At 47.4% G+C, this 13,251-nt stretch carries 12 protein-coding genes and 1 tRNA gene; all 13 read right to left on the reverse strand.

From position 1 onward, the window contains the following. Positions 1-314 precede the first annotated feature (314 nt). A tRNA-Glu gene (locus WD312_03300) sits at positions 315-386 on the reverse strand. A gap of 354 nt (positions 387-740) precedes the next feature. Beyond that, complete coding sequence (gene murF, locus WD312_03305) at positions 741-2,042, reverse strand: UDP-N-acetylmuramoyl-tripeptide--D-alanyl-D-alanine ligase (protein ID MEX2564114.1); 1,302 nt, start codon at positions 2,040-2,042, stop codon at positions 741-743. 36 nt (positions 2,043-2,078) lie between these two features. Continuing rightward, positions 2,079-3,788 (reverse strand): penicillin-binding protein 2, encoded by a 1,710-nt coding sequence (locus WD312_03310; protein MEX2564115.1) that lies wholly within the window; start codon positions 3,786-3,788, stop codon positions 2,079-2,081. A 28-nt stretch (positions 3,789-3,816) separates the two neighbouring features. Further along, complete coding sequence (locus tag WD312_03315; protein MEX2564116.1) at positions 3,817-4,143, reverse strand: hypothetical protein; 327 nt, start codon at positions 4,141-4,143, stop codon at positions 3,817-3,819. An 84-nt stretch (positions 4,144-4,227) separates the two neighbouring features. Then, a complete protein-coding gene (gene rsmH, locus WD312_03320) occupies positions 4,228-5,160 on the reverse strand; it encodes a 16S rRNA (cytosine(1402)-N(4))-methyltransferase RsmH (protein MEX2564117.1) in 933 nt (310 codons plus the stop codon). 11 nt (positions 5,161-5,171) lie between these two features. Further along, positions 5,172-5,606, reverse strand: a complete 435-nt coding sequence (gene mraZ, locus WD312_03325) for a division/cell wall cluster transcriptional repressor MraZ (protein ID MEX2564118.1) — start codon at positions 5,604-5,606, stop codon at positions 5,172-5,174. Positions 5,607-5,837: 231 nt separating this feature from the next. After that, positions 5,838-7,316: a lysine--tRNA ligase gene (lysS, locus tag WD312_03330; GenBank protein MEX2564119.1), complete on the reverse strand. Its 1,479-nt coding sequence runs from the start codon at positions 7,314-7,316 to the stop codon at positions 5,838-5,840. Between the two features lie 21 nt (positions 7,317-7,337). Further along, complete coding sequence (greA, locus tag WD312_03335) at positions 7,338-7,805, reverse strand: transcription elongation factor GreA (protein ID MEX2564120.1); 468 nt, start codon at positions 7,803-7,805, stop codon at positions 7,338-7,340. 271 nt (positions 7,806-8,076) lie between these two features. Beyond that, a complete protein-coding gene (locus WD312_03340) occupies positions 8,077-9,777 on the reverse strand; it encodes a penicillin-binding transpeptidase domain-containing protein (GenBank protein ID MEX2564121.1) in 1,701 nt (566 codons plus the stop codon). A 38-nt stretch (positions 9,778-9,815) separates the two neighbouring features. Next, on the reverse strand, positions 9,816-10,085 hold the full coding sequence (locus WD312_03345; protein ID MEX2564122.1) for a hypothetical protein: 270 nt from the start codon (positions 10,083-10,085) through the stop codon (positions 9,816-9,818). A gap of 35 nt (positions 10,086-10,120) precedes the next feature. Next, positions 10,121-10,936, reverse strand: coding sequence for a rod shape-determining protein MreC (gene mreC, locus WD312_03350; protein ID MEX2564123.1), 816 nt, complete (start codon positions 10,934-10,936; stop codon positions 10,121-10,123). Beyond that, positions 10,908-11,984 carry a rod shape-determining protein gene (locus WD312_03355; protein ID MEX2564124.1) on the reverse strand — a complete coding sequence of 359 codons (1,077 nt, stop codon included), beginning with the start codon at positions 11,982-11,984 and terminating at the stop codon, positions 10,908-10,910. Before WD312_03355 ends, mreC begins: the two co-directional genes overlap by 29 nt. 7 nt (positions 11,985-11,991) lie before the next feature. Beyond that, the gene (locus tag WD312_03360) at positions 11,992-13,245 is read right to left on the reverse strand and encodes an aminoacyl--tRNA ligase-related protein (protein MEX2564125.1); all 1,254 of its coding nucleotides are present in this window, start codon (positions 13,243-13,245) and stop codon (positions 11,992-11,994) included. Positions 13,246-13,251: the final 6 nt, after the last annotated feature.

Here is a 13,251-nt window from a genome sequence, read left to right on the forward strand (position 1 = left end):
ATCATGCGTGCCACCCTTGCTTTGAAAGAGGAAAAGAAAGATTTTGCACACCAAGGAAATAATTGGGTCGAACCCCTGCGGGAGTGGATTTTAGATACGAAACAAGCCACCTTTTTATCCTCATCCGACAATTTCCCTGAAATTGCCTCCTTCGTCAAAAAAGTTGGAACGAACCCCTTGGTTCGTGACAAATCCGCGCGCTTCGGCGCGCCCGTCCCGTCCCAATTCGTCGCGAAGCGACGTGGTATTTTGGCTCCCCACATTCCGCGCCGTAGGCGCGAGTTGGCGCTTTGCGCCGAGGAAGTTTCTTTTTGTGACCCTACGGGGAATCGAACCCCGGTTTCATCCGTGAGAGGGATGTGTCCTAGCCGCTAGACGATAGGGTCAGTGTTTGTATTGTATCAGAACCTTGCGGGTTCGATTCCAAAGGAATCGGTCACACTAATTTAAGGCTTAAAATGAGGCCCACGTATGAAAAAATATAACACACAACACTCGTGCCATCAACACTCTCCTAAGCATACCCCGTGCGATTCAGAACAGTCCAGACTCTACGTTATACTTTGTCCCAACTTGATCATACTTAATCACCCTAATCCCAAAGGTTACAGCAAGAGTGTTTGGAAAGTAATTAGGCGTATTCCTCCTTCAATCACCCCTCATCGATGACTTTTCTATGTAGTCTTCTCAGGTGGTTGGGCTTGGGTCTGGGCCTGAGAAGACTACATGGAAAGGCATCTTTACTCACCCTTCCACTCACTTCCCTGCCTGACCAAGAGCTCATCGGCTCTCATCGGTTCTGCCATTACCTCTTCGACCACTTTTTCACATCGTACCGCTTGAGAACCCTTCACAAGTACCACGTCACCCGCTTCCAGAACCTTCTCAAGCTCTTTTCCCGCCTTTTGAGCATCATCAAAGGAAAACACCTTGCTCTCGCTCATGCCTGCGCTTAGTGCTCCTTCAGCGATTGCGCGCGCATCGACACCTACGGTAAACAGAGTATCGCAAAAACTTGCTGCTTGTTCTCCAACATTCATATGCGCTGTCTTAGAATGCTCTCCCAGCTCGCGCATGTCACCAAGCACAGCTATTCGATGGTTTGGAACCCGTATCTCCTTGAGTACACTCAACGCTTCCTGAACCGCGACCGGCGAAGCATTATACGAATCGTCGATTATAAGTGAATTTTTTATCCCACGCAAAAGATTCATTCTCCCTTGTGGAGGAGCGTGTTTGGCCAGCGCCTGTGCGATTGTGATCAGATTCATTTGCTGACTGACACCGACCGCAACCGCAGCAAGCACCGGATAGATGTGCTGAAGACCGAGCACTCCCTGAAGCATAACCGGCACTGAGCTGCCGTTTGTATTTGCTTTTACACTAACACCAGCGGGCATCTCTATCTTTTCCTGGCTCTGATACACCACCGACTCATGAGACGCAAAAACATGCGCTTGGCTGTGAAAACCGTAATATAAAACACTGCCATTCGCATGACGAGCAAAGTCCCGAACATCACTATCGTCATAGTTAAGTATTGCTACACCCTCCTTTTTCACGGCCCGGATAAGCTGGCTTTTTTCCTCGATCAGCTGTTCTCGTGAACGAAAGAATTCAATATGAACCGGCGTCTCACTGAGGCGTGTGACGATAGCTATATCTGGTTTGAGCCAGCGGGTAATTGAGCGAATATCTCCGGGCCGATCTGCTCCCACTTCAAGAACAAGCCATTCAGGATATGAGCCCGGAAACACGATCATCGTTGCCCCTTTGAAGATGGTTACGATCCAATGCAGTGGATTGCTCCAGCCACTAGAGCGACCAATGATCGTGAGTGGAACACCGATCTCGCTGTTATAACTTTTTTGACTTTTGCGGATGGTATATGTTGCCGAAAGAACTGTTGCAACAGCATCTTTGGTTGATGTTTTACCTACACTTCCGGTAACCGCTACGATCCGCGGCTGAAAACGGCGAAGAATAGCACGGGCTTCCCAGGTTATGATCTTTATAATAATACGTTTGAGTATTTGTTTCATAGTGCAGAATAGTAAAGCGAAGTTGTAAGGATAGAGCTATCGGTCAGGCGGAACTTCGTAATAATTTATTAAATAAGTTATCAGATCCATAAACGGGTCTGTCAGTGTTTGTGAAGCGTACTGGGTTCCTTGCGGTTCGATCGTGTACAGGAACACAAGAAACTTGGGGTCGTACGCGGGGGCATACCCGAAAAACGAGTGAAGGTATTTATTCTCATAGTAACCGCTACCGCCAACAATTGGGATCTGAGCTGTGCCGGTCTTTGCCGCTATTGAGTGGCGATCACGTGCATGTTCGCCACCAGCTAATGCTTCATCGACAACATTCACCAGCATCCTGGTAATAGTCTCTGACGTAGTTGGATCGATCACTTGTTCACCGACATCCGGCACCAGTGACGTTGACCCGCCAATATCATAAACGATCTTCCTGCCAACATGAGGTGTCACAAGGCGACCTCCATTTGCCAGAACAGCAAGGGCGCGTGTCGTACTGATCGGTGACATAGCGATTCCTTGCCCGTATGACGCAGTAGCAACTTCAATATCTCGAGCTGTTTCCAGGTTACTGATCAATCCGCTTGTCTCGCTTGGTAGATCAATTTTGGTTTTCTCGCCAAGTCCGAAGGCCCGCATTTTATTAGCAAACCTCTCAACATCTACTTGCTGAGCAACAAATGCTGATCCGGTATTAAGTGATTCATTGAGAACATCCTGCATTGACACAATACCTCGGCCAACACCGTCGTAGTTCTTTATTGTATATCCGCTTAATTCAAGAAATCCTTTGTCATTGTATGTAGTGTCAGGTGTGATTGCGCCGGCATCGAGCCCGATCGCCATAGTTATCGGTTTTATGATCGACCCCATTTCATGAACATTCTCGATAAGTGGATTCTTGAACATCGACTGATCTGTACCACTGCGATCGTTGGGATCATACGTTGGATCTACTGCCATCGCCAGTATCTGACCGGTTGCAGGATCCATAATAATGCCACCCGTCAAACGAGAATTCCAGGTATTCGATATCTTTTCTAGCTGACTTTCGAGAAGAGCCTGGACGTTCGGCTCAATACCGGTAACAATGCTACCTTGCTTTGCTGATCCTTGAAATATCGTGTCCTTCATATTTGAGAACACCTCGGCAAAGAAATTTACATGAAGCTGACTATTGCCGCGCCTTAAGACTTCTTCATAAAACCTCTCAAGTCCGTATTGACCGACGTTTTTACCGTCCTGATACCCTACGATCCCAAGCGTGTGAGCTGCCATTGAATCGCCCGGATAATGCCGCCATTTCTCCTTATAAAGCTGCACACCTTCAAGTGGCAGTTCATCGAGAGCATCAGCTGTTACTCTATCGAGACGTTTTGCTATCTCCTCGTAGGGATCATCTTCTTTGGCCGCCTTTTCTAAAAAAGATTCCTTTTCTATATCAATAATTGAACTCAGGAGTCTATAGGTCTCCTCAGGTCTACTGACTTGCTGAGGATTTATCGCGACAGTAAAACCGGAATCGAGAGTTGCCGCCGGGAGTGGCTCGCCGTCATGCGGTTGAAAGTATATAGTACCTCTATTATACAAGTTGTGATTGGGGCGAACATACTGATGATCTGCCTCTTCACTGTACTGAGCTCCATTAACGATCTGAACGAGATACAATTTCCCGACCAGCCCGATACCAACAAGTATTACTAAAAATAGAAGTGCTCGAATTCGACCTGTTGATCCAATAACCGCCATGTGATATCCAGACTACACTATGATCGGACTAGATACTACCTTGAGTACCGCCGGCCTGACCAAGTGCAGGTCTTGTTATATATGTCACCCGGTCTTCCTCGACAAATCCAAGCTCCTTTGCCTTTTCCAGATCAATATCATTCTTCTGGTGAATATATTCAAACTCAAGGCTGCCTATCTCAGAACTCAATAGCGCTAGCTCCTGCTGAAGATCCTGCCGCTCAACAACATTATATACCGTTTGGTTGATGGCGTAGAAATAAAACCCTACTGAAAGTAGGAACATAGATCCAAGCACCCACACGGCAAAACCGTCGGAATAATATTGTGATACTGTTTTTTTAAATTGAGTCATAGTAGTTTATATTTTCTTTACTCATGCTTCTTTGTCATAAAAGTATCTTCCAGTACAAAAATAATTTTGTATTCGAAGATAATTTCATAATGCAGGATTCTTTTGGAATATTCGTAATTTTGCACTTCTTGATCGCGGATTTGCTTCTCGTTCCTCATCGTCTGGTCCAACCGGCTTCTTGGTCACGATTGTGCCAAGCTTTTCTTTTGACCATTCACGAAACTGACGCTTAACTATTCGGTCTTCCAGACTATGAAAGCTGATCACTGCAACACGCCCGTCAGGAGAAAGAACCTCGAGGCTCTTTCGTAGACCCTCTTCGAGCACCGTGATCTCATCGTTTACCGCCATTCGTATTGCCTGGAAGGTCAAGGTGGCCGAATGAAGTCTGCCGTGTCGATACCATACCGGAACAGCCTCCTCAATGATCTGTGCGAGCTCCTTGGTACTTTCGATCCGCTTTCGCTCTCGTGCCTCTGTTATGCATCGTGCGATGCGACCGGCGAATCGCTCCTCACCATATCCTCGGATGATCGTTCGAAGTGCCTTCTCATCCCAGGAATTAACGACGGTCTCTGCTGTCACGCCACTGTCGCCCATCTCGCTTGCATACATCATCTTCAGAGGCTCGTCGCGCCGAAAACTGAAACCTCTGCCTGACTGTTCGATCTGCGGAGTGCTCCAGCCAAGATCAAATAGGATCTTGTCAACAGAATCATGTCCTACCGTTTTTAGAGACTGATCCAGATCGCGGAAATTATTGACAACGAACGTTACACGGCATTTGTTGTCAGCGATTACTCCGGAAAGCCTCTCCTTAGCCCGAGCGATCTGTTGACCATCAGCATCGGTCCCAATAAGCTCAACTGAGTCACCGTAGCGATCACAGAAGGCTGATAAATGTCCGCCGTCACCGGCAGTAACATCAAGGATGATATCGCCTTCTTTCACCGCTAGCCCGCCGAGCACTTCCTGAACTAATACTGACTCATGCCATTCCATATACGTATACTTCATTTCTATCGTTCTCAGAATTCCTTCGTTTCGCCGAGCTGTTCGGCGAGAACATCCGCCTGCCCTTCTATCTTGCGTTTGTACTTACTCCACGCCTGGTCATTCCAGATCTCGATCCGATCATAGACTCCGGCAAAAACAACCTTACTCTTGAGACCGGCAAATGTTTTAAGAAAATCCGGGATCAGAATACGGCCGTTCTTGTCGATGTCTACTTCTTGAGCTCCGGCGAACAAGAATCGGTTGAGGCCTCGTTTATCTGCTTTTGAAAGACCAAGCTCACCAACATGCTTACTCAGTTTTTCCCATTCACTCATCGAATACAGAAAGAGGCAGGTATCTAAACCGCGGGTGATGATCACTTTTTTACCAAGCTCTTTACGAAATTTGCTCGGTAGCGCGATTCGAGATTTATCGTCTACTGAATGGGTATATTCGCCGATCAGCATATGGTTGTGAGAGTGAGGTTAGGTAACCTGTCGGGTTCCGCTCGGTAATACCGGGCGGAAACTGACAGGTTTTTCTATACCACTTTCTCCCACTCATCTACCATTATATCCCACCACCTCCCACTTGCAAGCCCCTGTATGTGGACAACCAGTGACTATTCAGGCAAGTAAATGCACACAAAAAGAACGGCTCACATTGCTTGTGAGCCGTTCTAGTCCATCTTTTATGAATCACTGACCCTCTTTGGGTTTCAGTAGCGGGAACAATATAACGTCGCGTATATTGTGGGAATCTGTCAGAAGCATCGTCATGCGATCTATCGAAATAGCTGAGCCGGCTGCCGGCGGTAGACCGTACTCAATAGCTTCAATGTATTCCTGATCGAACGGCTGAGCCTCCTCGTCTCCGGCTTCTTTTACCTTCTGTTGCGCTTCAAACCGCCTCTTTTGCTCGACCGGATCATTTAATTCTGAGAATCCATTAACTATCTCCAGACCGCCAACTACTAACTGGTACCGGTCAACCATTGTCGGGTCATCGTCCTTTTGTTTAGCCAGCGGAGAAAAATCAGTTGGGTATTCGACAATATACGTAGGCTGAATGAGCTTTGGCTTGCATGTTTTTTTATAAATATTATCAACTATCTTTACGGTTGTATCAGAATCGGCTACCGGCACACAGAGCTCTTGAGCTTTTGCTTTTGCTTGCTCGAGCGAGAGGCTTCCTACATCCTCAATGCCGGCGTGCGTTTTGAGCAAATCGGTATAGGTAATAACATCAAACGGCGCAGCATACGAGATCATATCATCGCCAAACAGAACATCGGTGCCGCCGGTGACTCGTTCTACGGTACCTTGAATGACTTGCTCAATAAAACCGCGGTGTCGCTCGGCCGTGCTGTAGGCAACATAAAATTCTACCGTCGTAAACTCCGGATTATGAGTTACATCTATTCCCTCATTTCGAAATAGACGTCCAAGCTCGTACACCTTCTGGTAACCGGCCACAAGCAATTCTTTGAGGTACAGCTCGGGGGCCACACGCAAGTACAGATCTAGATCGAGCGCGTTGTGGTGCGTTTGAAACGGCTGAGCAGTCGCGCCACCGGCAAGACGCTGAAGGACCGGTGTTTCAACCTCCAAGTATCCGTCGTCATCCAAAAATGAGCGTATCGCCTGAACGATCTTTGAGCGAGCTACGAACCGATCACGCGTTTCGTCAGACATTAAAATATCAAGGTATCGCTGTCGGTACTTTGTTTCCTGATCCTGTAGACCGTGCCATTTCTCGGGCAAAGGACGCAGTGACTTGGTCAGCATTGACCAGTCGCTGACCTCGAGCGTTTCTTCACCACGCTTTGTGACCAAGAGTGTCCCGGTCCACTGAATAACATCCCCTACATCAACTGTTTCCTCCCAAAGATCGAAGAGTTCTTCGCTCACTCCTTCACCGCGCTTAAGCAGACCCTGGAAGCGAGCTGTTCCGTCGCTTATATTGCAAAACGTTATCTTCCCTTGCGGGCGCAGCGACAGAACTCTACCGACAAGCGTAACCTTCTCTCCAACCTCAGAAAGCTCAGTAAAACGCCCTCGCAGATCTGCGAGTGTATAGTCCGCACGTGATTCTACCGGATACGGATTCACACCCCGTTCACGTAGTTTTTCAAGTTTTTGGAGTCGTTCCTGTCGGATCTCCTCGATTGATGCCATAACAAATTACTGATACTTCACCTACGAAATATCTTTTATAACATAACTCTTAGCCCCACCCGGTGTTTGGGCAACCACCTCGTCGCCTTTCTTTTTACCAAAGATCACCTCACCGATCGGTGATTTAATTGATATCTTACCCTGTGTTGTGTCTGCTTCTTCAGTTCCTACGATCGTAAATTCTTGAGTTTTTCCTTTTTCCTTCTGGACCAAAACAACATGCGACCCTACGGTTACCGAATCTACTCCGTGAGTAGAGACGATCTCAGCGTTCTTCAAAAGATGTTCGAGGTGCGCAATACGATCCTCAACTTTAGCTTGCATGTCACGTGCCTCCTGGTACTCTGCGTTCTCAGAAAGGTCGCCAAGTGACTTGGCGTATTCGAGCTGATCAGCAACTTCCTTGCGACGACGTGTCCGTAGATATTCAAGTTCGTCTTGCACTTCCTGATGCTTTTCCGGAGTTAAATATTCTTTCTCATCAGCCATGAAATGAAAGTTAGTTCGTAATTTTACTATATTCTCTCCTCGCCAGGTTTTAAAAAAGCCCGCGTTCTGCGAGTAGTCAGTAAGTACTTATCTTGTTGAAGACCACTAACTACCCTATTACTGTCATATCTGTGACGGTAATAAACGCGGCGCCCTTAAAACCAAGGCTTGAATGTAGTCTCATTCTTTTCATCCCGTCTATTATAACGAGGAGTTTATTGTATTGTCAATGTTTTTATGTGTGCGCACAGAAAACCAAAAATATTTAGCTTTATAGAGCCGTATATATTGATTTCTCCTGATGCATCCAGTCAATAAGATTTCTCATGACCCAGACTCCTCCGTATAAGTTTTCTCGAGGACCCCGTTCCATCACTACAACAAATGCATATTTCGGCTCGTCATACGGATAAAAACCAATGATCCAAGAGTTCACGCTAGCCTTTCCGATCTCGGCAGTACCGGTTTTTGCGGCAACATCAAGGAATGAAGTGTTCAATCCCGCAGCAGTGCCGCTCGTTACTGCGCGGCGCATTCCCTCTCGTACCACTTGGAAATCTTCTTCGGCAATAGGAATATCTTTCTCACCGGTCACCTGAGATCGATCACTCTGCCGCAACATCGGCTGCACCCGATAACCACCGTTGGCAATAGCAGCGGTTGCCTGAAGCGCCTGAATAGGCGTGACCAGTGTTCCATACTGACCGATAGAGGTGTTATACGTATCACCTACTCGCCACACCTGATCTTCAAAGTTATCTTGTTTCCACTGCGGTGAAGGTATTACACCCTTTATCTCACCTGCCAGATCAATGCCCGTCTTCTCACCAAATCCAAACATATTCATGTACTTCTTGATCTTGGTGATACCCAAGCCGGGCTGACTCTCAAAGCCGCCGCCGATCTGATAAAAATACACGTTTGAAGAGACAGCAAGGGCTTCGCGCATGTCCACCGCGCCATGAGCTTTCCAGTCAGCAAAAGATGTCGACTCATCCGGATCGTAGGGATTCGGCACAACAAGAGATCCGGTACTCATGATGGTTTTGGATGGTGAGATAATGTCCTCATGAAGCGCCCCAAGCGCAAGAAATGGCTTCACGATCGATCCGGCAACAAATGAACCTCCGATAACCCGGTTAAGAAACGGATTTCCTTCTATCTCTTGGATTTTTTGGATGGCCTCACTGTCCCCTTCGGTCATGATGCCCGAATCGTATTCAGGATAACTGGTTAGAGCGAGCACTTCCCCGGTTTCTACATCCATGATAGCACCGGCTCCGCCCTGAAAACCGGAATCGATCGATCGGTCACGTATAAGTTCGAAAAGTTTATGTTGAACATCACTATCGATCGCGAGATGAAGATTTTTACCGTTTTGAGGATGACGTACAGTGCTCCCCGAGCGAATAGTATTTTGTGCATCGATCTCAACGATCTGGATGCCATGCTGACCACTCAAATAATTATTAAAAGATTCTTCAACACCGCTTTTTCCATCGTAACTTACTCGATAATAGACACCCGACGAATCACGCGATGGATATTTAAGATACCCAAGTAAATGTGACAGACCAGTCTTCGACGTGTATTTACGATGTGCAAAATCATCTGTTGAAGTGGCAGTGTAATTCCAAGCCAGGCGTGTACGATCTCGATCGAATACCGCTCCGCGTTCAGAAAATATAAGAGCATGCCGCAACCGATTCTCCTGACTACGCTGCGCAAAATCCTCCCCTCTCACAATCTGAAGACTTGCGATCCTACCTGTATAGATAAGTGACACGAGAAGAAACACCATCCCCGTCATGACCACTACCCGAAACGAAATTCGGCGGTCAAATCTTCCTTCCATGTGGTGTCGATCAAATTGAGGAAGGTTGTGAGAATCCAGCAACACATCTTCGGGGTATATTTCAAGACCCCGTCCTCGGCCGAAAAATCGCCTGATTGCTTTAAGTATAGTTCGCATAAATAGAGTCTTTGACCTCCCCAACCGCACCAGAGAACCTAGCTTGACTGACGCACCTCATAAAAACGCAGCCGCGACTTTAAGGTCTGCACAACGAGAAACAGTACAAGCATGAAGACTGCCTGCCACGGCACACCAACACCGACCGTAGATGCCCCGAAGAGAATATCACCCAGAAGCGCCACCGCGATCGCCTCAGCATAATAATTAAAAACGAACAGCCCTAAGGCTGTCATAGGCAACACTACCCACCATGGTGCGAGCAAGACACCAAGTATAAGTACGAGACTGCTAAGAAGCCTGATCATAGGTGATGTATCTGATCTTTTACAATTATATTCATCTAAAACAACTGCTCATTATGGTCTACGATCCGCACCCAGCGAAGCTGGGTAACATTAAGGGGTGATCGAGCTCGAATATGCTGGAATGAGTCCGTTGGATCGACCCTCACCTCAACTACGCGGGCAAATTCAAGTGCGCGCGAGTCAGGAAGCGTTATTATATCATCCTCATAAACATCAATATCTTTTGGGATCTCAGCACGAAAAGACCCACCTCCCTCGCCTAGTAAGGTTACCGTTATATCTTCGCCCACAATGATACCGGGAGTTTCAACGCCGGTGGTTGAATACAATTCAGCAACTGCTGTATTTGCATACACCTCGTGAATACGCCCTAGTCCCACATCACCATAGATCACTCTATCCTCAACATCTATCCCTTGCTGACTACCCACATCAAGAACCACCAGATCATGAGGTGATTGTGGCGGCGTCGTCAGAACAGAGGCAAGAATTCCACTGCTCGTCGTCGCCCGAGACCACATATCACGAAACAATGTATTCTCCTCTTCAAGGATCAGTCGCTGACCTAGCTCTACTTCAGCAAGCTTTATCTTCTCACGAAGCTCCTCGTTCGTGTGCTGTAGAGAACTTTTTGTTGTGAAGTAGCCAGTAAAAGACGATGAGCCATCCGAAAATAAGCCGCCTATACTCCATATAGGCGAAGCTACTGCATGAAACACTCCGGTGATACCACCCGGTGCGAACATATACAAACCACCAACGAGAACGGTAACTATAATTACAATAGTTCCCGACAAACGACGGCGACGTCTCTGTTGTATTTTACGCTGTTGGAGGTAGTTCATCTTCATTAACAATAAGAACCTCTTCAAATGCTTCCATATTCTCCAAGATAACCCCTGTACCGCGCGCAACAGCTGTCAGTGGATCATCCGCGACATGAACAGGAACCTTAATATACTCCGTAAGCAATTGATCCAGTCCGGTCAGCAGCGCACCACCACCGACAAGATAGATACCTCGTTGCATCACGTCAGCCAAGACTTCCGGCGGTGTTGCTTCCAGCACCTCACGCACCGATTCAACAAGTGTATCTATCGAGTGAGAGATAGCCTCGCGCACATCAGTATCAGTGATCACTACTTCTCGAGGCAAGCCGGTAACAAGATCTCGACCTTTGACCGGCGCCTCAGTCGGCTCATCACTGCCAATAACCGTTCCGAGTTTCAACTTGATCAGCTCTGCAGTTTTCTCACCGACCAATATCTTAAACTCGCTTCGAATATACGACATAATATCGTTGTTGAGTTTGTCACCGGCAATGCGCAAGTTCTTAGCCTGAACGACACCGTTGAGTGATATAACCGCGATATCAGACGTTCCGCCACCGATATCAATGATCATGCTTCCCATTGGATCACGCACCGGAAGCCGGACCCCGATAGCTGCTGCCATAGGCTCTTCAACAATATGCACTTCACGTGCCCCGGCGTTCTTTGTCGCATCGCGCACGGCGCGTATCTCAACGTTGGTGATACCTGAGGGCACCCCAACCACAACGCGGGGACCGAGAAGCTTACGTGACTTCTCCTGAGCTTTATTAAGTAAATAGGCGATCATCTCCTCAGTGACCTCGAAATCAGAGATAACCCCGTCAATCAACGGATGGACCGCAGTGATGTGTGGCGGAGTTCGACCGAGCATTTGCTTGGCCTGCACACCGACTGCTACTACTTGATCTGTTTTTTGATTCACCGCAACGACCGACGGCTCATTGATCACAATTCCTTTACCACGAACGTACACCAGCGTATTTGCTGTTCCAAGATCGATGCCGATATCATTCGACATCCATCGCTTCATACGATCAAGTGACGGAAATTCGGGTAAGAAATCCATATATTCTCTATTCAGTAACGTATCGATTTATAATCACCTCGGATGCAACCACTTCAACGCTGTCTTCGATGCGATCCGTAAACTCTACCCCTCCTGCCTCGCGTGCTTTTGTGCTCACCACGGCGCGGGACGGAATACCGATGAGATCAGCATCAGCAAATTTTGCACCGGCCGACACCGCCCGATCATCCCACAGTACTTCCACGCCTAACTGAGTCAGTTTTTGATATAGCGCTTCAGCTTCGCTCTTCGTTTGCTCGTCATCGCTAAGCTGGATAAGATGCAGATCAAACGGCGCCACCTCCTTCGGCCAGATCATTTCATTTTTGCCTCCAAGTACTTCAACGATAGCCCCCATAAGTCGCCCTGGTCCGATACCGTATGAACCCATAATAACCGGTCTCTTTTCGTTCGTTTCATCGATATAGGTAAGACCGAACGCATCCGAGAATTTTGTTCCAAGACTAAATATATTACCCACCTCAACTGCTGTTACTTTCTCGAGATCATCCTTTAAAAGACCGAGGTCTTTCAAAACATCTTCTGAGTAGATCTCATCGTTTACGGCTATCTTTCGAGTACGATCTAGGTAGATCGTATCTTCACCGGCGTCCGTGAGTGTTTGAAACTCATGAGAGTACGGGCTAAAACTACCTCCGGAAGCAGACGTAAAGAACGTCCGCTCCCCAATACCGGCTCGATCAAAAATGCGAATATATGCATTCTTAGCTTCTTCGTAAAAAGCACTATGCTCTTCTTGCGACCGTGAGAAAGAGTACAGATCCTTCATTAAAAACTCACGTCCGCGCATTATACCGCTTTTCGCACGCTTCTCATTTCGAAATTTCGTTTGAAACTGATATACGTATGCCGGCAGATCTTTATATGAATGAATGAATTCGGTCATTAGGTTCGTCAACGGCTCTTCGTGAGTCGTCGCCAATCCCACCTCGCCTCCAGCACTCAATGTTGTTTTAAACCAGTTATCGATCACCTCATCGCTCCAGCGCCCGGTCTTCTCCCAAACTCGCTTGTCCTGAAGCGATGTTAAATGGAGTTCCTGGCCACCGATGCCGTTCATCTCGTCACGGATAATGCCACAGATCCGTTGCAGTACCCGGTACCCTAGGGGGAGATACGCGTAAGCACCGGCCATCTCCTTGTGAATAAACCCGCTTCTGATAAGCAGCTTAGCATTCTTCGCCGTTTCGTCTTTTGGTGCCTCTTTTCTTGTTTTTGTGAATAGTTCGCTCTGTCGCATACGGCT

The sequence above is a fragment of the Candidatus Paceibacterota bacterium genome, from assembly GCA_040905715.1.
In the GTDB taxonomy this organism is placed as follows: Bacteria; Patescibacteriota; Minisyncoccia; order Phycocordibacterales; family CSBR16-193; genus JBBDHZ01.

Coding starts and splice junctions, on each gene's coding strand:
- murF (MEX2564114.1), bottom strand. CDS start 2,042: ATGAAACAAATACTCAAACGTATTATTATAAAGATCATAACCTGGGAA.
- WD312_03310 (MEX2564115.1), bottom strand. CDS start 3,788: ATGGCGGTTATTGGATCAACAGGTCGAATTCGAGCACTTCTATTTTTA.
- WD312_03315 (MEX2564116.1), bottom strand. CDS start 4,143: ATGACTCAATTTAAAAAAACAGTATCACAATATTATTCCGACGGTTTT.
- rsmH (MEX2564117.1), bottom strand. CDS start 5,160: ATGAAGTATACGTATATGGAATGGCATGAGTCAGTATTAGTTCAGGAA.
- mraZ (MEX2564118.1), bottom strand. CDS start 5,606: ATGCTGATCGGCGAATATACCCATTCAGTAGACGATAAATCTCGAATC.
- lysS (MEX2564119.1), bottom strand. CDS start 7,316: ATGGCATCAATCGAGGAGATCCGACAGGAACGACTCCAAAAACTTGAA.
- greA (MEX2564120.1), bottom strand. CDS start 7,805: ATGGCTGATGAGAAAGAATATTTAACTCCGGAAAAGCATCAGGAAGTG.
- WD312_03340 (MEX2564121.1), bottom strand. CDS start 9,777: ATGCGAACTATACTTAAAGCAATCAGGCGATTTTTCGGCCGAGGACGG.
- WD312_03345 (MEX2564122.1), bottom strand. CDS start 10,085: ATGATCAGGCTTCTTAGCAGTCTCGTACTTATACTTGGTGTCTTGCTC.
- mreC (MEX2564123.1), bottom strand. CDS start 10,936: ATGAAGATGAACTACCTCCAACAGCGTAAAATACAACAGAGACGTCGC.
- WD312_03355 (MEX2564124.1), bottom strand. CDS start 11,984: ATGGATTTCTTACCCGAATTTCCGTCACTTGATCGTATGAAGCGATGG.
- WD312_03360 (MEX2564125.1), bottom strand. CDS start 13,245: ATGCGACAGAGCGAACTATTCACAAAAACAAGAAAAGAGGCACCAAAA.